General features: G+C 58.2%; 14 protein-coding genes and 5 tRNA genes. 7 read left to right on the top strand and 12 right to left on the bottom strand.

What is annotated here, in order from left to right:
- Nucleotides 1-113 precede the first annotated feature (113 nt).
- From MTP36_RS05610 to MTP36_RS05590, 5 genes are all read right to left on the bottom strand, one after another.
- A complete protein-coding gene (locus MTP36_RS05610; RefSeq protein ID WP_249254040.1) occupies nt 114-515 on the bottom strand; it encodes a NusG domain II-containing protein in 402 nt (133 codons plus the stop codon).
- A complete protein-coding gene (locus MTP36_RS05605; protein ID WP_249254038.1) occupies nt 512-2428 on the bottom strand; it encodes a flavocytochrome c in 1917 nt (638 codons plus the stop codon). The genes MTP36_RS05610 and MTP36_RS05605 overlap by 4 nt, the downstream gene beginning before the upstream one ends.
- Nucleotides 2429-2537: 109 nt before the next feature.
- Entirely contained in the window at nt 2538-3536 is a 999-nt protein-coding gene (locus MTP36_RS05600; protein ID WP_005935035.1) for a GGGtGRT protein, read from the bottom strand.
- An 18-nt stretch (nt 3537-3554) separates the two neighbouring features.
- Nucleotides 3555-4256 (bottom strand): iron-sulfur cluster assembly scaffold protein, encoded by a 702-nt coding sequence (locus tag MTP36_RS05595; protein ID WP_015537775.1) that lies wholly within the window; start codon nt 4254-4256, stop codon nt 3555-3557.
- Between the two features lie 329 nt (nt 4257-4585).
- A complete protein-coding gene (locus MTP36_RS05590; protein WP_249254036.1) occupies nt 4586-5779 on the bottom strand; it encodes an MFS transporter in 1194 nt (397 codons plus the stop codon).
- A gap of 162 nt (nt 5780-5941) precedes the next feature.
- Here MTP36_RS05590 and hisS point away from each other — a divergent pair, with 162 nt between their 5' ends.
- A complete protein-coding gene (gene hisS / locus MTP36_RS05585; RefSeq protein WP_249254034.1) occupies nt 5942-7183 on the top strand; it encodes a histidine--tRNA ligase in 1242 nt (413 codons plus the stop codon).
- A gap of 142 nt (nt 7184-7325) precedes the next feature.
- Here the strand turns inward: hisS and MTP36_RS05580 are convergent, their stop codons facing one another.
- The 6 genes from MTP36_RS05580 to MTP36_RS05555 form a co-directional block, all read right to left on the bottom strand.
- Nucleotides 7326-8747: a glycine--tRNA ligase gene (locus tag MTP36_RS05580; RefSeq protein WP_212792579.1), complete on the bottom strand. Its 1422-nt coding sequence runs from the start codon at nt 8745-8747 to the stop codon at nt 7326-7328.
- 154 nt (nt 8748-8901) lie between these two features.
- Entirely contained in the window at nt 8902-11106 is a 2205-nt protein-coding gene (locus MTP36_RS05575) for an ATP-binding protein (protein WP_249254032.1), read from the bottom strand.
- Complete coding sequence (locus MTP36_RS05570; RefSeq protein WP_249254030.1) at nt 11099-11929, bottom strand: substrate-binding periplasmic protein; 831 nt, start codon at nt 11927-11929, stop codon at nt 11099-11101. Before MTP36_RS05570 ends, MTP36_RS05575 begins: the two co-directional genes overlap by 8 nt.
- Nucleotides 11930-12106: 177 nt before the next feature.
- Entirely contained in the window at nt 12107-12592 is a 486-nt protein-coding gene (gene rlmH, locus MTP36_RS05565) for a 23S rRNA (pseudouridine(1915)-N(3))-methyltransferase RlmH (RefSeq protein WP_154265585.1), read from the bottom strand.
- A gap of 267 nt (nt 12593-12859) precedes the next feature.
- Nucleotides 12860-15109 carry a DNA gyrase subunit A gene (locus tag MTP36_RS05560; protein WP_055185800.1) on the bottom strand — a complete coding sequence of 750 codons (2250 nt, stop codon included), beginning with the start codon at nt 15107-15109 and terminating at the stop codon, nt 12860-12862.
- 138 nt (nt 15110-15247) lie between these two features.
- The gene (locus MTP36_RS05555) at nt 15248-17239 is read right to left on the bottom strand and encodes a DNA gyrase/topoisomerase IV subunit B (protein ID WP_249254028.1); all 1992 of its coding nucleotides are present in this window, start codon (nt 17237-17239) and stop codon (nt 15248-15250) included.
- 336 nt (nt 17240-17575) lie between these two features.
- On the opposite strand from MTP36_RS05555, the gene MTP36_RS05550 reads away from it, so the two are divergent.
- The 6 genes from MTP36_RS05550 (at nt 17576) to MTP36_RS05525 (ending at nt 18531) form a co-directional block, all read left to right on the top strand.
- Nucleotides 17576-17651 (top strand) — tRNA-Phe (locus tag MTP36_RS05550).
- Between the two features lie 31 nt (nt 17652-17682).
- Nucleotides 17683-17758, top strand: a tRNA-Gly gene (locus MTP36_RS05545).
- Nucleotides 17759-17787: 29 nt separating this feature from the next.
- Nucleotides 17788-17861 (top strand) — tRNA-Asp (locus MTP36_RS05540).
- Between the two features lie 161 nt (nt 17862-18022).
- Nucleotides 18023-18098: transfer RNA gene (locus MTP36_RS05535), tRNA-Gly, on the top strand.
- A gap of 29 nt (nt 18099-18127) precedes the next feature.
- Nucleotides 18128-18202, top strand: a tRNA-Cys gene (locus MTP36_RS05530).
- Between the two features lie 56 nt (nt 18203-18258).
- Nucleotides 18259-18531, top strand: coding sequence for a hypothetical protein (locus tag MTP36_RS05525; RefSeq protein ID WP_249254026.1), 273 nt, complete (start codon nt 18259-18261; stop codon nt 18529-18531).
- Between the two features lie 102 nt (nt 18532-18633).
- Here MTP36_RS05525 and MTP36_RS05520 read toward each other — a convergent pair whose 3' ends face one another.
- Nucleotides 18634-21582, bottom strand: a complete 2949-nt coding sequence (locus MTP36_RS05520; protein ID WP_249254024.1) for a response regulator — start codon at nt 21580-21582, stop codon at nt 18634-18636.
- Between the last annotated feature and the right edge of the window lie 5 nt (nt 21583-21587).

Genomic DNA, 21587 nt, shown 5'->3' with positions numbered 1-21587 from the left:
TTTCGTTTCACGGCATTTCCACAAAGTTTCAGACTTTTTTTACAAAGAATGGCTTTTATTCAAGCAAAAAACAGCACCCGGAGGTTTCCCTCCGGGTGCCGTTTCCTTTGTTTTTACCCTGCGTCTGCGGTGGGCTCTACCACCACATACACCCCTGCGGGCACACAGGCGGCCCATGCGCCGTCCTTGTCCAGCCAGCCGAATTGCTCACAGACATGATCCGGGCACTGACTGTCCAAAAACGCGATGGCGCCATCCTTTACCTGCAGGTGCACGATGTAGTCCCCTACCTCGTACAGGTAATCGTGATCCTGCGCAAGGGGCAAGGTCTCGGTAACGCCGTCACCGAAATCCACAACGGCCTGTAAGCCGCTGCCCTTTGCGGGGTGCTGCGCCCGCGCCGCAAGAAAAATACCTGCGGCCAGCGCCAGTACCACCAGTGCAAAGATCACATTTTTCTTCCACACGCTGCCCTTGGGGGCGGCGGTGTCAGAGATTTTTTGTTTTATGCTCATGCAGCATACTTGCTGGCAGCAGCACCGGCAATGCGGCCAAAGACGGTAAAGTCGGCCACAGCGTTGCCGCCCAGACGGTTTGCACCGTGCACGCCGCCGGTCACCTCACCTGCTGCGAACAGGCCGGGGATCACGGAACCGTCAGCCTTCAGCACCTCGGTGTTGGTGTTGATCTTCAGGCCGCCCATGGTGTGGTGCACACCTGCGGTGACCTTGATAGCATAGTAGGGCGCGTTATCCAGAGCCTTTGCAAAGCTGGTGCGGCCAAAGTCGGGGTCGTTCTTGGCCTCAACGTAGCCGTTCCAGGTCTTCATGGTCTCGGCAAAAGTAGCCTCGTCCACGCCCATAGCCTTTGCCAGTTCCTCGTAGGTCTGGCCGGTCACGGTGTAGCCCTTCTTGATGTAGCCCTGAATGACGCTGGAAGCATCGACCATAGCCTGATCCACCACCAGCCAGCTGTAGCTGCCGGTCTGAGCGATCTCGGCAGCGGAAACCACGTCACGGGTGCCAACTTCGTCGATGAAGCGCTTGCCCTCGGCGTTGATCAGCACAGCGCCATCGCCGCGCAGACCCTCGGTGATCAGGGCAGCGGTGTTAGCCTCCACGGTGGGGTGGATCTGGATCTGATCCATGTCCACAGTGTCAGCGCCCACAGCGGTAGCCATCTCAATACCCTGACCCTGTGCGCCTGCGGCGTTGGTGGTCATAAAGCCCTTCAGCTCGGGCTTGTACTCGGTGACCATCTCCAGATTTGCGCCGAAGCCGCCGGTGGTCAGCACCACAGCCTTGGCATTCACGGTGATGGTCTCGCCGGTGGAGCCGGTAGCCTTCACGCCCACAACGGCACCGTTTGCATCGGTCAGCAGCTCGGTAGCGGTGGTGTTCAGCAGGGTCTGCACGCCGGCCTTGTCGCAGTTCTCCTGCAGCAGGGGGATCATGTAGGAGCCCACAGAAAGGGTCTTGCCCTCGGCATCCACGGGACGATGGATACGCTTGACGGATGCGCCGCCGAAGCTGGAAACGCTGTGCAGGGTGATGCCGTGCTCGTCCAGCCAGTCGATGGCGTCAGCGCTGTTAGAGCACAGAGTCTCCACCAGAGCGGGGTCGTTGATGCCCTTGCCGCCGATCATGGTGTCCAGTTCCATCAGCTCCACAGAGTCGAAGTAGCCCTTGGGGTCTGCCTGATAAGCTGCCCACTGCTCAGAAACGGTCTTAGCCAGAGCGGTGATGGTGGCGTTGTCGGCATACTTTTCAGCAGCGGTCTTGAGGGTCTTTTCCACGCCTGCGGACTCGCCGAACTCGTTTTCGTCCTGATACACGGTGTCACCGGCGTTCATGCCGCCGGTAGCGCGCACGGAGTTGCCGCCCACCATGGGCTGGCTCTCCAGAATGACCACGCTCTTGCCCTCGGCAGCAGCCGTGATGGCAGCAGTCATACCTGCACCGCCTGCACCCACGATGGCAATGTCTGCATCAATGGTGGAGTCCTCGGCCTTGGTCGTGTCGGCCTTGACCTCGGTCTTGTAGTCATCAGCGTTCAGGCCGGCTGCGACCAGAGCGGCAGCAGCAGCCTCCTTGATGGCGTCGGAGGTGATGGTTGCAGTAGCCACGCCGTCCACGGCAATGCTGCCGCTCTCGGCAATCGCGCCGGGCAGCTGTTCCAAAGCCATAGTGCCGATGCCGGGGGTCTCGTCCTTGCCCTCGGCGGTACAGCCGGTGATCTTGCCGTCGGTCAAAGTCAGAGTGACGGTAACATCGCCGCCCATACCCTTGGCTGTACCGGTGAACTCGCCGGACACGCCTGCGGTGGAGGAGGCAGACTTGCTGCCGCAGCCGTAGCCCAACAGGCTGACGCTTACAACAGCCGCCATGGCCAGCGCAGCCACGCTCTTGCGGATCTGATTCTTTTTCATTGTTTCATCCTTCTTATTTTGGGTTGCTTGTGTTCGGATATCTATCAGCAAAAAAGGGGGAGCTGCTCATTCGGAAAGCAGCTCCCCCTCGCTGAAACTTAGGAAAGACTTAGGCGTTAGCCTGAGCTGCAGCAACAGCGCAGGCAACGGTAGCGCCGACCATGGGGTTGTTGCCCATGCCGATCAGACCCATCATCTCAACGTGTGCGGGCACAGAAGAGGAGCCTGCGAACTGAGCATCGCCGTGCACGCGGCCCAGAGAGTCGGTCAGGCCGTAGCTTGCGGGGCCTGCAGCCACGTTATCGGGGTGCAGGGTACGGCCGGTGCCGCCGCCGGAAGCAACGGAGAAGTACTTTTTGCCGTTCTCGATAGCCCACTTCTTGTAGGTACCGGCAACCAGATGCTGGAAGCGGACGGGGTTGGTGGAGTTGCCGGTGATGGAGCACTGCACGTCCTCCTTCTTCATGATGGCAACGCCTTCCATAACGTCGTTAGCGCCGTAGCACTTAACGGCTGCTCGCTCACCCTCGGAGAAGGGGATTTCCTTGACCACAGTCAGGGTCTGGGTGGGGATATCGTACTCGGTCTGCACATAGGTGAAGCCGTTGATACGGGAAATGATGTAAGCTGCGTCCTTGCCCAGACCGTTCAGGATGACGCGCAGGGGGGTCTTGCGGACCTTGTTTGCGGTGCGGGCGATGCCGATAGCACCCTCAGCAGCAGCAAAGGACTCGTGGCCTGCCAGGAAAGCGAAGCAGGTGGTGTCCTCGCTCAGCAGACGAGCGCCCAGGTTGCCGTGACCCAGACCGACCTGACGCTGCTCAGCAACAGAGCCGGGGATGGTGAAAGCTTCCAGACCCTCACCGATAGCAGCTGCGCACTCGGCAGCGTCGGTCAGGCCGCGCTTCACAGCGATAGCGGTGCCCAGAGTGTAAGCCCAGACAGCGTTATCAAAGCAGATGGGCTGCACGCCGCGGACGATCTTGTCGCAGTCGATGCCCTTAGCGAGGAGCATCTCGTTGCAAGCGTCCAGAGACTCCAGACCGTTAGCCTTCAGGCATGCCTCGATTTTAGGCATACGGCGATCCATAGATTCAAAAGTTGCCATTGAGTTGTTCCTCCTCTCTTATTCCTCACGCGGGTCGATGTACTTCACAGCGCCCTGCTCCTTGCTGAAGCGGCCGTAAGTACCCACGTTCTTCTCGTAAGCCTCGTTGGGGGTCTTGCCGTGACGGATATCCTCCATCATCTTGCCCAACTTAACGAACTGATAGCCGATGACCTCATCGTTAGCGTCCACTGCCAGCTTGTTGATGTAGCCCTCGGTCAGCTCCAGGTAACGCACACCCTTCTCCTTGGTGGAGAAGATGGTGCCGGTCATGGAGCGCAGACCCTTGCCCAGGTCGTCCAGACCTGCGCCGATGGGCAGACCGTCCTCAGAGAAAGCGGTCTGGCTGCGGCCGTAGACGATCTGCAGGAACAGCTCGCGCATAGCCACGTTGATGGCGTCGCACACCAGGTCGGTGTTCAGAGCTTCCAGAATGGTCTTGCCGGGCAGGATCTCGCCTGCCATAGCAGCAGAGTGGGTCATGCCGGAGCAGCCGATGGTCTCCACCAGAGCCTCTTCGATGACGCCGTTCTTGATGTTCAGAGACAGCTTGCAGGTGCCCTGCTGGGGTGCACACCAGCCCACACCATGGGTGTAGCCGCTGATGTCCTTGATCTCATAGGCCTTGACCCATGCGCCCTCTTCGGGGATGGGAGCCGGACCATGCTTAGGACCTTTGGTGATCGGGCACATATTCTGTACTTGCTGCGAATAGGTCATAATCATACTCTCCTTTTGACAAATGTCGCTTTGGCAGCATAAAACCGCCGCCGCGCCCTGCCGGCACAGCTGCTGCTCCATACTGCTTGCATCCGAACCGGGTGCGCTGCTCTCTTTCAGCGCCTGCACCGGTACTACCACGCATGATTTTATTATAGAGAAAACGGACGAATTTTGCAAGTCATTTCCTGCAAAAAGTACAGCCGGGTTTTACGGTCATCCGGCACTAACTGTCATTTCCACCGCTTTATACAAAACAGTCGTCAAGTTTTTGTCAATTCTGCCGTAAGCATCAGCAAACTTTTTATAGTCTTTTCTTTTTGCGCGTTTCAGCGCGGGTCTTTCCGCACCGGATGCAGCGCCCAAATGGCTGCAAAACCCGCTGCCGCACCGGCCATGGCAAGCAGGTGCCGTCCGTTTTCCAACGCCAGCAGATCAGCCGCAAAAGGGAACGCAAGGCTGCCCACGCTCTGCCCCAGTGCCAGAAAGCCGTAGTTCACCCCGGCATGGGGCAGGCCGAACAGGTCGGTGGAAAGGGCGGGCAGCACCGCCGCCAGTGCCGAGTAGCAGAAGGTAAGCCCGGCGTAGCACACCACCACCCACCAGCCCTGCGCTGCCCAGAACGCCGCCGACAGCCCAAGCGAAGCTGCAAACAGCCCAAGGTCGGTGGCGCGGCGGCCAATGTGGTCGCTGAGCATGGGCATCAGCATCCGTCCCGCAGCGCTGCCCACGCTGCCCAGTACGATGCTCCACAGCGCAGCAGTCTCGTCCAACCCGCGCTCCATGCCCAACTTTAGGATGATGGGGCTGAACAGCAGCACCGCCGGTGTTGAAAAGCACACCGCGCCCGCGCACAGCCAGTACTGCTTTGTACGCAGCATCTGCCCCGGGGAGAGGTCGAGGGTGTTTTTTCCGCTTGGCTGCTGCTTTTTCTGCGGTGGGTCGCTGAGTACCGCACTGCCCGCAAGGCACACCGGCAGAGTGAGCGCGCCAAGCGCCCAGAACGCGCCCCGGATGCCCTGCACCGGGCCAAAGCCCCGCAGCGCCGCCCGGACGAACAGGGTAAGGAACGCGCCGGAAAGTCCCACCGCTCCGCCGATGACCCCGGTCGCCAGTCCCTTGCGCCCCGCGTACCACTTTTGGGCGCAGGACTGGATAGAGGGATACAAAAAGGCCGTGCCCAGCCCCGCCGGGATGCTGAAGGCCAGAAAGAATCCCCACCCTGCCCAGCCCGGCAGAAAGGCTGCTGCAAAAAAGCCGCCGCAGAGCAGGGCTGTGCCCCACAACGCCGCGCAGCGCGGGCCCTTTTTATCCTGCAAAAAACCGCCCAGCACACACCCCACCCCAAAGGCGGCAATGAGCAGGGCAAAGGCGTAGCCCGCCCCCTGCTCCGAAAGGCCGTATTCCTCCATGACCGGCTGCTGAAAGACGCCCCAAGCCGCCGGTAAGCCGGTAAGCACCTGAATGGCTGCCCCCGCAGCCAGAATCGTCCACGGGTGTTTTGCTGCAAACTGCTGCTTCATACTTTCACCTCAAAGATTTGTGCAATTTGCGATAGTGTGCCCATTTGGATTGACAATCCGGCATTATCCTTTATAATGGTAAAGTACTGAGTTAAAAACGCTCCCGCCCCTTTTCAGGCATCGAGGGCGGGTACAATTTACAGATAGAGAGGAATTACTGTTATGAAAACACAGGCTTTGAAGGGTATGCGGGACCTGCTGCCCGCCGAACAGACCCTGCGCGACTACATTCAGGGCAAGATTCTGGAGACCTACCGCTCTGCCGGTTTTGAGCGCATCTCTACCCCCATGCTGGAGGATATGGAAAATCTTGATAAATCCGAGGGCGGCGACAACCTGAACCTGATCTTCAAGGTGCTCAAGCGCGGCGATAAGCTGACCGCTGCCCTGAACACCGGCGACCCCAAGCAGCTGTCCGATATGGGTCTGCGCTACGACCTTACCCTGCCGCTGAGCCGCTACTACGCAGCCAACAAGGATAAGCTGCCCAACCCTTTCAAGGTCATCCAGACCGACCGGGTGTTCCGCGCCGAGCGTCCGCAGAAGGGCCGTCTGCGCGAGTTTGTACAGTGTGATATCGATATTCTGGGCGATGCCTCCCCCAACGCCGAGGTGGAGCTGATCGACGTGACTACCCGCGCGCTGCTGAACATCGGCTTTACCGGCTTTACCGTCAACATCAACGACCGCCGCATCCTGCGCGGGATGCTGGAAAGCATGGGCTTTGCCGCCGACACGTTGGATTCCGTCTGCATCACCTTTGACAAGATGGACAAGATCGGTGCCGAGGGCGTGAAGGCTGAGTTGACCGAGAAACAGCTGCCGGAAAGCGCCATCCAAGCACTGGCAGACTTTATTGCCGCCGGGGACGTGACGCTGGACGCCGTAGCTGCCCGCTGCGCCGACCCTGCCATCGCCGACGACCTGAAGTATGTGCTGGCCACCGCCAACACGCTGGCTGCCGGACGCTATCAGGTGGCCTACTGCCCCAGTCTGGTGCGCGGTCAGGGCTACTACACCGGCATGGTGTTCGAGGTGACCTGCCCGCAGTTCAGCGGTGCTGTGGCCGGCGGTGGACGCTACGACAACATGGTGGGCAAGTTCCTTGGCGTGCAGGTGCCCGCCGTGGGCTTCTCCATCGGCTTCGAGCGGGTGTGCGGCATCCTGCTGGAGCAGGGATACCAGATTCCCGGCGCAAAGCAGAAGATCGCCCTGCTGTACGGCAAAGGCACCGACTTCCCCGCCGTGCTGAGCAAAGCTGCTGCGCTGCGTGAGCAGTACAACGTCACCGTGCTGCCGCAGGGCAAAAAGCTGGGCAAGCAGCTGGGTCAGCTGGAAGCAGCAGGCTTTGCGGGCGCTGCCTTTATGGACAAGGACGAGGTCAAGATCTTCGCCCAGCAGTAAACCGCCCGCCTGACGATTTTAGATTTTGTGGCTCAGAAACGTCTGCGGACGTTTCTGAGCCACTTTTTTCAACCATCATAATACTAAAAAGCAGCCCCGCCGGTGCTCCGGCGGGGCTGCTTTTGTGCATGATAGTGTATTTTTAGAACTCGATCTTGCTCTCGATGTAGCTCTTCAGCTCGCTGATGGGCATACGCACCTGCTCCATGGTGTCGCGGTCACGGACGGTGACGCAGTTGTCGGCAGCAATGCCCTTGGCCTCGTCGCCCACGGTGTCAAAGTCCACGGTGATGCAGAACGGGGTGCCGATCTCGTCCTCACGGCGGTAACGCTTGCCGATGGAACCGGTATCGTCGTAGTCAACCATGAAGTACTTGCTCAGCTCGTTGCGGATCTCCATGGCCTTCTCGCCCAGCTTCTTGCTCAGGGGCAGCACGGCGCACTTGTAGGGAGCCAGAGCCGGATGCAGATGCAGCACGGTGCGGACATCCTCCTTGCCCTTGCTGTCGGTCAGGTGCTCCTCATCGTAGGCTTCGCACAGGAAAGCCAGCGCCACACGGTCGCAGCCCAGAGAGGGCTCGATGACGTAGGGGATGTAGTGCTCGTTGGTCTCGCTGTCGAAGTACTCCAGACTCTTGCCGGAAGCCTCCTGATGGCGGGTCAGGTCGTAGTTGGTACGGTCTGCAATGCCCCACAGCTCGCCCCAGTCGGTGAACGGGAAGGCATACTCGATATCGGTGGTAGCGCGGCTGTAGAAGGCCAGCTCTGCGGGCTCGTGGTCACGCAGGCGCAGGTGCTCCTTCTTGATGCCAAGGCTCAGCAGCCAGTTCTCGCAGTAGTCCTTCCAGTAAGCGAACCAGTCCAGATCGGTGCCGGGCTTGCAGAAGAACTCACACTCCATCTGCTCGAACTCGCGGGTGCGGAAGGTGAAGTTGCCCGGGGTGATCTCGTTGCGGAAGGCCTTGCCCACCTGACACACACCGAAGGGCAGCTTGCGGCGGGTGGTGCGCTGGATGTTGGCAAAGTTGACAAAGATGCCCTGTGCGGTCTCGGGACGCAGATAGCAGGTGGAGGAGCTATCCTCGGTCACGCCGATGGCAGTCTTGAACATCAGGTTGAACTTGCGGATGGGGGTAAAATCGTGCTTGCCGCACACAGGGCAGACGATATCCTCGTGCTCTGCGATGAAAGCGTCCATCTCGTCAAAGCTCATGGCGTCCACGTTCACCTCGGGGTGCTCCTCACCGATCAGCTTGTCGGCGCGGTGGCGTGCCTTGCAGGCGCGGCAGTCCAGCAGGGGGTCCGAGAAGCTGGACACATGGCCGGTGGTCACCCATGTCTGCGGGTTCATGATGATGGCAGCATCCAAACCCACGTTATAGGGGCTTTCCTGCACAAACTTTTTCAGCCATGCCTTTTTGACGTTGTTCTTGAACTCCACGCCAAGGGGGCCGTAGTCCCAGCTGTTGGCCAGACCGCCGTAGATCTCGGAACCGGGGAACACATAACCACGGTTCTTGCAAAGATTGACGATCATGTCAAGGGTCTTTTCGCTCTGTTCCATTGTAGTACATCCTTTCCGTCCGCGGCTGGTTTGCCGTGTCGTATCGTGTTGTGTGCCGGCGGCTTTCCCACCGCCGGGCGTGCTTGTGGCTTGCGCAAGCACAGTATATTTACTGTACCATGTTTTGCCCCGCTTGTAAAGCCCGGCAAACAGTTCAGTTGCGCTCTGTCAGGTATTTTACCAGCAGGCGGTACAGGGCATCCGGATCAATTGGCTTAGGCAGGTGCTCATTCATGCCGGATTCCAGCGCTTTACGGCGGTCCTCTGTAAAGGCGTTTGCCGTCATGGCAAAGATGGGGATGGTCTTTGCGTCCGGGCGGTCCATGGCGCGGATGGCGCGGGTAGCCTCGTGGCCGTCCCGCACCGGCATCATCACGTCCATCAGAATGGCGTCAAAGCCGCCCACCGGCGAGGCCGCAAAGGCTTCCACTGCCTGCTGTCCGTCGGCGGCTTTGGTCACTTTTACACCCACATCGTTCAGCAAAAATTCCATGATCTCCATGTTCAGGGCATTGTCCTCGGCCAGCAGCATCCGCCGTCCCTGCAGCACGGTAAGGTCTGTCTGCTGCCACTCCGGCTCTTCCGTTGCAGTATTGTCGATGGCAAAAGGCAGGGTGATGGTGTAGGTTGTGCCCACGCCCTGCTTGCTTTCCACCCCGATGGTACCGCCCATCTTATCCACAAGACTTTTGGCAATGGACGTGCCAAGGCCGGTGCCGCCGTATACCGAGCGTGCCCCGGCATTCTCCTGTGCAAAGGGTTCGAACATCCGCTTCTGGAACTCCTCGCTCATGCCGATGCCAGTGTCCGCGCAGACAAAACAGATCTGCGCCTTGTCCCCGTTGCTGCTCAATTCAAAGCAGTCCAGCATCACACGCCCCTTTTCCCGGTTATACTTGATGGCATTGCTGAGCACATTCATCAGCAGCCGCTTGACGTGCAGCGGGCTGCCCACCAGCCGTGGATGCGGCAGCCTGCCGTATTCCCGGTGCAGAACGATTCCGCGTTCTGCCGCCTGTTTTTCCAGCACGTCCGTGATCTCGTTCATCAGCTCGGGCAGATCAAAGGGCACGTTTTCCAGCACCACCTCGCCGGACTCCAGCTTGCCCATGTCCAGCACCTCGTTCACCAGCTCCAGCAGCAGGGTGGAGGCCTCCCAGATCTTTTTGCGGCAGTCGGCCTGCCGTGCCATATCCTCCGGGCAGCGGTCGCCGATCTCCACCATGCCCCGGATGCCGTTGATGGGAGTGCGGATATCGTGGCTCATGCGCTGCAAAAACTCGGTCTTGGCAAGGTTTGCGCTCTCCGCTTTCAGTGCGGCTGCCTTGAGGGTCTTTTGGTACTCCTGCTCCCGGCGCAGCTGCTGTTCCCGGTAGCGCTGGTCGGTCTTGCCGCGCAGCAACTGCAGCAGGAACAGAACGACCATGTAAGCAAAGGCAGCCATGCTCACATTGCGCATGGTAGAGACATATACCTCCTGCTCCGGGCGGTAAACATAGATATAAAAACTGCGTCCCTGCCCTACGATGCCGTAGGCGTACTGCTGCCCGGTGGTGCTGTGCACATGGATCACACCGCCATCGGTGCTGCGCGCCTTTAGGGCAGAAAGGGTGGGGTTTTCGTCCACGGTGGTATCCAGCAGGGCGGTATCGTTGCTGGCCACGATGCGGTCACCACGGGTCACCACGATGGTTCCGTCCACAGCGGGGTTATAGCCCTGCACGCAGTTTTGGTAGGAAAGACTGTAATTGCGCACATATTCTGCCGTGGTGCGGTAGTACACCACAAGCACCCCGTCCCCGTCCTTCCGGGCGCAGGCTGCGGTATCTACATAGGAGCTATCCTCCTTTTCCGTCCGCCCGGCGTAGACCTGCTCCGGGTGGTCGGCCACCTTCAGCACGATAGAACCGGCCAGCTCCTTTTCCATCTGTTCCCGGACCTGCGGGTCAGCCACCCGGCCATCCTGTGAGGCACCGCACAATATTTTGCCCTCTGCCGAAAGCACAAGGATGCCGCTGAGGGTATAGTCCTGCAAATATTCTTCCATGGCGGCATCGTCCAGCACCCGCCCGTGGTTTTCCTGCTGGTCCCGAGCGATCTCACTGCACAGATGCTGGGCGTTTTCCATCATCCGCATCAGGCTTTTGGTCTCCGTGGCAAGGTTCAGGTTATCGTAGTCGGTGCACTGCTCCTTAACATAGCTGATGGTATCCTCAAACTGCTTTTCAGCATTTTGCAGATCACTGTGTGCCGAAAGCCCCAGCACGCCGCCCAGCAGCAACAGTCCCGCAAGTGCACACACCAGAATGTACTGCTTCCGGCTGATGACCGGTGTTCCTTTTTCCATTCCGTCATGCATGGGTGCTGTCCTCCAGTCCATCCAGATAGTGCTCGGGGTCGTCCAGATAGCGGCTCACGATCTGCCGGACGGTGCCGTCCGCCAGCATCTCCTGAAACACCTCCGTCAGCTGCTGCGGCAGGTCATCGCTGCGATTTTTGGAAAAAGCCACGCCCAGCCGCGCCGTCATCAGCGGCTCGTCCAGAATGCGATATTCTACGCTGTAATCCTTCATGAACTGCCGGATGGCGCTTTCGTGGGTGGCCAGGGCATCCGCATAGCCCTTGATCAGGGTGGTGTAGATCAGGTCCCGGTTCTGCAACGAATATAGTCTGCGCAGCCGGGGCAGTCCGTTCTGCTCTGCGTTCAAAAACAGCTCCTCCGGCTTTGTGGTGGACTGCACCGCCACTACCTTGCCGGCCAGATCCTGCAGGGTATAGATGTCGCTGTCGGAGCGCACTGCCACCACCTGACGGCTGTACAGATAAGGCCCTGCCCATTGGTATTCTTCCTCGCGGCCGTCCATGGTAAAACTGCCCCAGATGCAGTCGATGGTGTCGTTTTCCACCAGTTCCTTCTTCTTTTCCCAGTCGATGGTCACAAATTTTGCCCGGCAGCCCAGCCGCCTGAACGCCTCGGTGGCCAGTTCTACGTCAATGCCGGTGGGCGTACCGTCCGTACTCATATAGTTGAAGGGCGGGTAGTTATCGCTGCCCACCACGATGACCGGCATTGCAGCCGTATAGCTGTCGGCTTTTCCGGTGCAGCCGCAAAGCAGCGCCGCGCACATTGCCAGTGCCAGCAGACAGGCTGCCCGCCGCAGTCCTCTTCTGTATTTTTTCATGGTTCTTCCGTCCTGTGTTTTTTTCTGCTTTTTGTAATAGAATGCTCCACGCTATCAGTATAATAAAAACTGTTCCAAAAGAAAAGCAAAAAATTGTTTTTCCGGCAGATTTTACATGTTTCTGTAAAAAGAACTCCCGGAGCGCCTGCGAACGCTCCGGGAGCCAAAAAACACATTTTACTTGTGGTATTTCATACCCGCATTGATGGTGCAGGCGCGGTAGATCTGCTCGGTGAGTACCAGCCGTGCCAGCTGGTGGGGCATGGTGATGCGCCCCATGCTGAACTTGAGGGCAGCGGCCTTTTTCACCTCGTCGGACAGGCCGTGGGACGAGCCGATGACAAAGGCCACATCCCCTGCCCCGCTGCCGGCGCGCTGTGCCAGAAACTGCGCCAGCTCGTCGGAGGAGATCTGCTTGCCCTCGATGCACATGGCTACAATAGCAGCACCCTTGCGCACACTGGAAAGGATGGCTTTTCCCTCTTTATCCAGTGCCTTTTTCACCACGGCGTCCGAGGCGTTTTTCTCCTCGATCTTTTCCTCCGGCAGTTCAATGATGCGGAAGGCGGCAAAGGCCGCCAGACGCTTCTGGTACTCTGCCACGCCCTCGGCAAAATATTTGGCGTTCAGCTTGCCCACACAGATCAGGTCGATATTTTGCATAACAGCTTCCTCTTTTCAGGATAAACAATTTAAAATTGTCTCCGCTTCGCTCTGACATTAACAGTGGACAGAATATTTTTGTTTTCGGGGAAACGGCACACCTGCGGGTGCTCCGTTTCCCTATTTTCACAAGAGGGGACTTTTCGGAAAGACAGCGGGGAGTTTCCTGAGCAAATTCCGGCGAAGTGGGGCCCCGGTGCGCAGCACTGGGGCGGAACAGGGGGTTCCGGGCTCATTTGCGAAGGAAAGCTCCCCGCTGCCCGCCAATCAAAGCAGGCTCATCTGTTCGCCCTCGTCCTCGGCGCGGATCAGCGCACCGGTGGCCGGCAGGCTGCGCACGCGATAGCGGTGGGGGTTGGCCAGCTCTAAGGTGTCGGCCGGTACCACCGAGGCGATGGTCTGGTTCTTTTTCAGGGTGACCACCGCCACACCCTGACTATCGCGGGTGGTCTTGGCGGCGATCTGTGCCGTGCCCACCAGCAGCATCCGGCTGGCGCTGGTGCGGATGGCAAGTTCGGTCTCCTCCGGCAGGTAAAGCATCATGGCAAGCGGTTCTTTATCGCTGTACGCCTTCAGCAGCTTGCGGCGGTTCTGCTTAGTGGCGTAGGAGCTGAGGGGGATCTTTGCGCACTTGCCGCTGGCAAAGAAGAACAGCATAAAGCCGCTGTAATCGCCGGTAATGACCATGCTCAGTACGTTTTCGCCCTCGTCCATGCCCAGCCGCCCCGGGATGAAGATGCCCATCTGGGCTACCTTGCCGTCCTCCAGCTCTGCCAGACGCACCTTGTACACCTGCTGCTTGTCGGTAAAGAACAGCGCCTCCACATTGTTGCGGGTCTCCAGCTGCTGGATGATCTCGTCGCCCTCCTTCAGCTTGTGCGCACCGGCGGTGCGCAGGCTCTGGGGCGGGATTTTTTTAAAGTAGCCCTCCCTAGTAAAGAACACAGTCACCGGGTAATCCGGCACAGCTTCTTCCTCGGCGGCGGCGTCCTCCTCGGGCAGGTCGTACAAGATCTCACTGCAGCGGGGCTTGCCGTATTTTTTCGCTACATCGTTCAGTTCGTTGATGATGATGCGGCGGATGCGGGCAGGCTTTGCCAGCACATCGTTCAGGTCGGCAATATCCTTTTCCAGCTGCTCGATCTCGCCGGTGCGCTTGAGGATGTATTCCCGGTTCAGATGGCGCAGCTTGATCTCTGCCACATAGTCCGCCTGCACCTCGTCGATGCCAAAGCCGATCATCAGGTTGGGCACCACCTCGGTCTCCTCCTCAGTAGTGCGGATGATGCGGATGGCCTTGTCGATATCCAGCAGGATGGCGGCAAGACCCTGCAACAGGTGCAGCCGCTTTTCCTTGCCGTGCAGGTCGTAGTAGGTGCGGCGGCGCACGCACTCAACGCGGAAGGCCGTCCACTCCTTTAAAATCTCCCGCACACCCATGACCCGGGGCTGGCCGGACACCAGAATGTTGAAGTTGCAGCTGAAGCTGTCCTCCAGCGGGGTAGCCTTGAACAGCTTCGCCATCAGCTTGTCGGCATCCACGCCGCGCTTGAGGTCCAGCGTCAGCTTCAGGCCGTTCAGGTCGGTCTCATCGCGCATATCGCTGATCTCCTTGACCTTGCCGGTCTTGACCAGCTCCGCGATCTTGTCCATGATGGCCTCCACCGTGGTGGTGGGCGGGATCTGGGTGACCTCGATCATATTTTCGCCGGGCACCGCATTGTAGCGGGCGCGCACCTTTACGCTGCCGCGGCCGTTCTCGTAAATTTCACGCATCTGCGCTTCATCATACAAAATCTGGCCGCCGCCCACAAAGTCCGGGGCGGGCATGGTGGTGCCGATATCGTGGTGCTCATCCTTCATCAGCGCCACGGTGGTGGCGCACAGCTCTGCCAGATTGAAGGAGCAGATGTTGCAGGCCATGCCCACCGCAATGCCCAGCGTATTGTTGGCCAGAATGGTGGGGAAGGTAACCGGCAGCAGAGTGGGCTCGGTGGTGGTGCTGTCGTAGTTGGGCACAAAGTCCACGGTTTCTTTGTCGATATCCCGGAACAGCTCCTCACACACGCCTTCCAGCTTTGCCTCGGTGTAACGGGCAGCGGCGCAGGACATATCCCGGCTGTACGCCTTGCCAAAGTTACCCTTGCTGTCCACAAAGGGCACCAGCAGGCTCTCGTTGCCGCGGCCCATGCGCACCATAGTGTCGTAGATGGCGGCGTCACCATGGGGGTTCAGGTGCATGGTGCTGCCCACGATGTTGGCAGATTTGGTGCGTGCGCCCTTGAGCAGACCCATCTCATACATGGTGTACAGCAGCTTGCGGTGCGCCGGCTTGAAGCCGTCGATCTCCGGCAAAGCGCGGCTGACGATGACGCTCATGGCGTAGGGCATATAGTTGGTTTCCAGCGTGCGGGTAATGGGATCCTCCAGCACGCTGCCTGCGTTTAAAATTTCAACGCCGTCGCCCAGCTGCGGGCGCACCGGCTTTAAGGTTTTCTTGGTCGATTTTTTTGCCATTGTGTTTCCTCATACTGTCCAGAGGCCGTGTTGTGGGCTTTTGGGGAGCATTGCTGCCGCCCGCGCCCTCATCCGGCTCGTAAACTCGCCACCTTCCCCCGGCCGGGGGAAGGCTTTGGCACGGTATCGTTCTGTTTATCAGGACACGTCCAGATCATCCAGATACTCTGCGCCGTGCTGGGCGATATGCTCCTTGCGGCCTGCCAGATTGTCGCCCAGCAGGATATCGAACACCTGCGCGGTCTGCACCACATCGGTGGGCATCACTTTAATAAGGCGGCGGCTCTCCGGGTTCATGGTGGTCAGCCACATCATCTCGGGGTCGTTCTCGCCCAAGCCTTTGGAGCGCTGGATGGTGTATTTTTTGTCCCCGATCTTTTCCAGAAAAGCGGCCTTTTCCGGCTCGGTATAGGCAAAATAGGTGCGATCCTTCGTGGAGATCTCGTACAAAGGCGACTCTGCGATATACACATAGCCCTTGTTGATCAGGGTGGGGGTAAGCCGGTAGAGCATGGTCAGCACAAGGGTGCGGATCTGGTAGCCGTCCACGTCGGCATCGGTACAGATGACGATCTTATTGAACCGCAGATTGTCGAGGTTAAAAGTAGCCAGTTCCTTGTTGTGCTTGCCGCCCAGTTCCACGCCGCAGCCCATCACCTTGATAAGATCCACAATGACGTCCGACTTGAAGATGCGGGCATAATCCGCCTTCAGGCAGTTCAAAATCTTGCCGCGGATGGGCATGATGGCCTGATATTCACTGTCCCGGCTGGACTTGACCGCGCCCATAGCCGAGTCGCCCTCCACGATATACAGCTCACGGCGGGCGGAATCCCGGGTGCGGCAGTCCACAAACTTCTGCACACGGTTGGCTAAGTCAATTTGCGTGGAGAGCGTCTTTTTGATGCTCTGGCGCGTTTTTTCCGCGTGTTCGCGGCTCTGCTTGTTCACCAGCACCTGCTGACAGATCTTCTGGGCTTCCTCCGGCTTTTCCAGAAAATACACTTCCAGATAATGCTTGAGGAAGTCGGTCATAGCCTGCGAGACAAATTTATTGGTGATGGCCTTTTTGGTCTGGTTCTCGTAGCTGGTGCGGGTGGAAAAGCTGGAGGACACATACACCAGACAGTCCTGCACATCCTGAAAGCTAATGGCACTCTCGCCCTTTTTGTACAGGTTCTTTTCCTTCAGGTACTTGTTGATCTGGTAGACAAAGGCGGTGCGCACCGCGTGCTCCGGGCTGCCGCCGTGCTCCAGCCAGGAAGAGTTGTGGTAGTATTCCAGCAGCTGCACCTTATTAGAGAAACAAAAAGCCGCACCCATGCGCACCTTGTAGTCCGGCTGATCCTCGCGGTCGCGACCCACGGCCTCGCTCTCGCAACTGAACACCGGGGTCAGGGTGTCCTCCCCTGCTACTTCTGCCACATAATCCGCGATGCCGTTCTGGTAGCACCAGCTTTCATGCCATGGCTTGCCGGTGGCAGGGTCTTTTTCCTTTTCATCGGTAAAGTTGAGGGTAAGCCCCGCGTTGACCACCGCCTGACGGCGCAGCACATCCTTATAGTAGCTGCCGGGCACATCGATATCGGTAAACACCTCATCGTCCGGCTTCCAGTGGATGATACTGCCGGTACGGCGTCCCTTGTAGGGCTCCTTTTGCAAGCCGCCCACGTTCTCGCCCTTTTTAAAGTCCAGATGGTAGTGATAGCCGTCACGGTAGATATCGGCGGTCATCCACGCCGAGGCGTACTGGGTGGCGCACAGACCCAGACCGTTCAGGCCAAGGCTGAACTCGTAGTTATCCTCGCCCTCGCCGTACTTGCCGCCCGCGTACATCTCGCAGAACAGCAGCTCCCAGTTGAAGCGCCCCTCGCCGTTGTTCCAGTCCACGGGCATACCGCGGCCAAAATCCTCTACGATGACGCTGCCGTCCTTGCAGCGGGTCACGTTGATGGTATCGCCGTGGCCGTCACGGGCTTCGTCGATGGAGTTGGACACGATCTCAAAGATCGAGTGGGCACAGCCCTCCACACCGTCTGAGCCAAAGATGACTGCCGGGCGCTTACGCACACGGTCGGCGCCCTTTAACGAGGTAATGCTCTCGTTGCCATATTCCTGTTTTTTTGCCATGCTGCTCCTCCCGTCCCGCCGCAGCTGTGCTGTGCAGGACGTCCTGTAATCAAAGCAAGCGCCTGCCCTTTCTATTATATAAGATATATAACAGCATCTCTGCGGGCCTCGGCGCCTGTGTTCTTTTCTTTTATTAAACCATAGGTTGTAAAACTTGTCAAATGTTCTTTCTCTCTTTTCCGGCGCAGCCCTCCGACACGAAAACCGCGAAAAAAGTCGTTCTTATTTTGCGCGCAGAGCCGTCAAAAAGCAAAAACTTTTCAATTTTTTCAAAAAAGTTTGCATTTACCCCTTTACAAAATCGAAATTTCAGGTATAATAATCATCGTCCGGTGCGCCTCTGTAGCTCAGTCGGTAGAGCAGGGGACTGAAAATCCCCGTGTCATTGGTTCGATTCCGATCGGAGGCACCAGCAAAGGAAACCCGTCAGGGTTTCCCAATATGCGGCCGTAGCTCATCTGGTAGAGCGCCACCTTGCCAAGGTGGAGGTAGCGAGTTCGAGCCTCGTCGGCCGCTCCATTAAGGAGCAGCAATAGTTGCTCCGGTATGGCCCGGTAGCTCAGTTGGTTAGAGCACCAGCCTGTCACGCTGGGGGTCGTCGGTTCGAGCCCGATCCGGGTCGCTTCGTCGGAATGTCAGTCGTTTGTCTGGCAGTCTTACAAGTAAGATCGCCGTAACAAACTCTGAAATTCCTCCTCTTCCCCACAAAATCTTGCTTCGCAAGCTTTCGCGGGGGCCCCGTTAAAAAGAACGGGAGGGTGCAGGGACAAATGCACCGAATATGCGGCCGTAGCTCATCTGGTAGAGCGCCACCTTGCCAAGGTGGAGGTAGCGAGTTCGAGCCTCGTCGGCCGCTCCATTGGAGTGGTATTCATCACTCCCTTATATGGTGACGTGGCCAAGTGGTAAGGCAAGGGTCTGCAAAACCCTCATCCACCAGTTCAAATCTGGTCGTCACCTCCAAAAGATTCCCGGAAGCTTCGGCTTCCGGGATTTTTTGTTTTTATCAAGCCTTATTCTTGAGAAGCACTCCTCAGCGCACTTTTGCGGTATTGCAGGGGCTTTGCCCGGTGGCAGCAGCGGCTCCATGGCGGTCACCCCTGCGCCGTCCAGATGCGCCCAGTAATGGTGTCAGCAGCAACGCCTGGCCGGTGCTGAGCGCCACGGCGGTGGACTATGTGCTGCTGAAAGACGCCCCCCTCTCCCCTGTCTACGCCTACCGGGACAGCCGGACGCAGCTCGAAAAGGCCGTTGTTGCGTATATCGACTACTACAACCGCCGAATCAAATGAAAACTAAACGGTCTGAGCCCTGTACAATACAGGATTCAGACCGTTCAGTTTGCTAAATTCTTATTTTTATCTAGCTTTCAGGGTTCGCTTCATTCATCCGGTTCACAAAATTTTGTGCAGCTCCTGCACAAGGTCGCCGATCACGATGGGCTTGGACAAAAAGCCGTTCATGCCGCTTTCCAGCGCGTTGCGGCGGTCCTCGTCAAAGGCGTTAGCGGTCATGGCAAGGATTGGCAGCTTTGCCCGCGCAGGGTCGTCCAGCGCGCGGATCTGACGGGTGGCGGTATAGCCATCCATGATCGGCATCTGCACGTCCATCAGCACCAGATCGTAGCTGCCCGGCGCGGCGGTGCTTACCTTTTCCACCGCTACTGCGCCGTTTTCTGCCGAATCAACAAGGAAGCCGTACTCCCGCAGAATCTCCTGCGCGATCTCACGGTTCAGCTCATTGTCCTCCACCAGCAGAATGTGCTTGCCCTTGAAGTCGGCGTTCTTATCCGGCAGAAGCCCCTGCGCCGCATCCGTCTGTTTCTGGCCGAGTGCGCTCATCAGGGTCTCGCGCAGGTCGGACATGAACATAGGCTTGGCGCAGAAGGCGGTCACGCCGGCTGCCTTTGCCTCCACCTCGATATCCGACCAGTCGTAGGCGGTCAGGATGATAATGGGCGTATCGTCGTTCAGGCTGCGGATGCGGCGGGTGACCTCGATGCCGTTCATATCCGGCAGGCGCCAGTCGATGATATAGGCGTGGTAGGCATCGCTCATCTCGATAGACTGCCGCGCACGCAGCACCGCTTCCTTGCCGGAAAGGGTCCACTCGGCGCGCATACCCACCTTGACCAGCATCTTTGTCACGCTGTCGCAGGTGTTGAAGTCGTCATCCACCACCAGTGCTTTCAGGCCCTCCAGCTCGGTGATTTTTTCCACCGGGCGCTGCTCGGTCTGTGCGCGCATGGGCACGCAGACGGTAAACTCGGTGCCCTTGCCCTGCGCTGTCTGCACCTCGATGGTGCCGCCCATCATATCCACGATGTTTTTGGTAATGGCCATGCCAAGGCCGGTGCCTTGGATGCGGCTTACCGTGGAGGTGCGCTCCCGCTCGAAGGGCTCAAAGATCTTTTTGGCAAACTCCGGACTCATGCCGATGCCGTTATCCTTGATGCGGAACTCGTACTGCCCGCAGCCATGCACCTTACCGGCAAGCTGCCGCACCCGCACCGAGACTGTGCCGCCCGCCGGGGTAAACTTGATGGCGTTGGACAGCAGGTTCAGCAAAATCTGGTTCAGCCGGGTCTTGTCGCAGTAGACGTCCTCGTCGGTCACGTCCATAACGTCCATGTAAAGCTCCAGCTGCTTTGCGTAAATTTGCCCGCTGACAATGGTTTTCAAATCGTGCAGCACATCCGAAAGGTTGACCTCCACCTCTTCCAGATGGATCTTTCCACTTTCAATGCGGCTCATATCCAGCACATCGTTGATGAGGGAAAGCAGATGGTTGCTGGATGCAAGGGTCTTGCCAAGATAATCCTTTACCCGCTCGGTATCGTTGATATTGCTAATCGCCAGCGTGGTAAAGCCGATGATGGCGTTCATGGGGGTGCGGATATCGTGGGACATATTGGAAAGGAAGGTGCTCTTGGCGCGGTTGGCGGTCTCGGCGGCTGCAACGGCGTCGGAAAGCGCCTGATTTACCTGCTTGTCGGCGGTGCGGTCGGACATAACAAGGATATACTTGGCTCTGCCCTCCACCTCGCTGCCCATAGCGATGTTATGGAACCAGCGGCGCTCCTTGGTCTCCCGATGCTCATACTCCGTATCCCACTCGCGCTGTTCCCCGCTGAGAAGTCCCTCCAGAAAGTTCTTGTCGCGGTCCGGGTCATCCTTCGGGTGCAGCGCTGCCAGAACACGGGCATCCTGCCGGACTTCTCTCCACGGGATTCCCAGCAGCCGCTCAATATTCGGGCTGACGTAATCCACCTTGGAAGTCTCTGCATCCAGCATCAGGAAAACATCGTCCACGTTCAGCGAAAGCTTCTGGAACAGCTCGTCCCGGTACGAGATCTCGGTATTCTTCCGGCGCAGGGTTGTATGGCTTCTGCGCACGATGAGCAGAATGACCAGCAGCGCAAGACCTGCAACGATGCCCGCCACGATCTGCGCCGTATGGAACCATAGTTCGTCCAGATTAGCATTGACAATGCTGACCGGCACAAGCCCCACCATCGTCCAGTTCTGGACAGCTGCGCCCTCGTAGACCAGATAATAGCTGGTGTCGCCCAGTTTGACCCTCAGGTTTCCGCTGCTGCCCTGCGCAAAGGCATTGGACAGCTCCGTGATCTGTTCCTCGGAAAGATCGGAATAGCTGCGCAGCATTGCAATAAAGTTGTAAATGGTCTCCTTGCGGTTTACGGAGTTGTCGATGACCACCCGCCCGTCCGGGTAGATGACATAGTTGCTGGCATTGCCCTTAAAGGCAGAGTTGTCCAGCAATCTCAGCACCGCATCATTATAATAAGAGATGGCAATGGCATCGTAGGCAAAGCCCCGGTAGCTGCCCTGCGTTTCGGGACAGATGAACGCAAGCATCTGGGGTCTGCCGGGCAGTGCCGTGTTCACAACGACATCCTCATCATGGGCGAGCTTTTCGTCCAGATTGGTCTGCAGACCAAGATAGCCGGTCTCCCCGGTCACGGTGATGTAGTTGCCGTCATAGGTAAGAAAGTAAAAGTCGGCAAATCCGGTATTCTTCTGTGCTTGCTTGATATACGCCTGAATTTCGTCCTCATTCGAGGTGTTTTCCAAAAAGCCGTTGTACAGATGCAGATAGGTCACATTTTTGCGCACCATCTCTTTTAGCATATTGTTGGATTTATGCAGCACTTCTTCCAGATGCGAGGTGCTTTCCTGATAGATGGTCTGCGACACAAACGAGATGTACCGCACGCTGAGCCCGACTGCCAGTAAGACCAGCAGAAGGATAGCGGCAGCAGCAGGGAGCCACTTTTGCCGGGGATGGCAGCTCCGTTTTGGTTTACGCTTTTCGTCTGCCATTCCGC

This window comes from Faecalibacterium sp. I4-1-79 (assembly GCF_023347235.1).
Lineage (GTDB): Bacteria > Bacillota > Clostridia > Oscillospirales > Ruminococcaceae > Faecalibacterium > Faecalibacterium tardum.
Note: the sequence above shows the minus strand (reverse complement) of the source record. Positions and strands in the feature narration are given on the sequence as shown.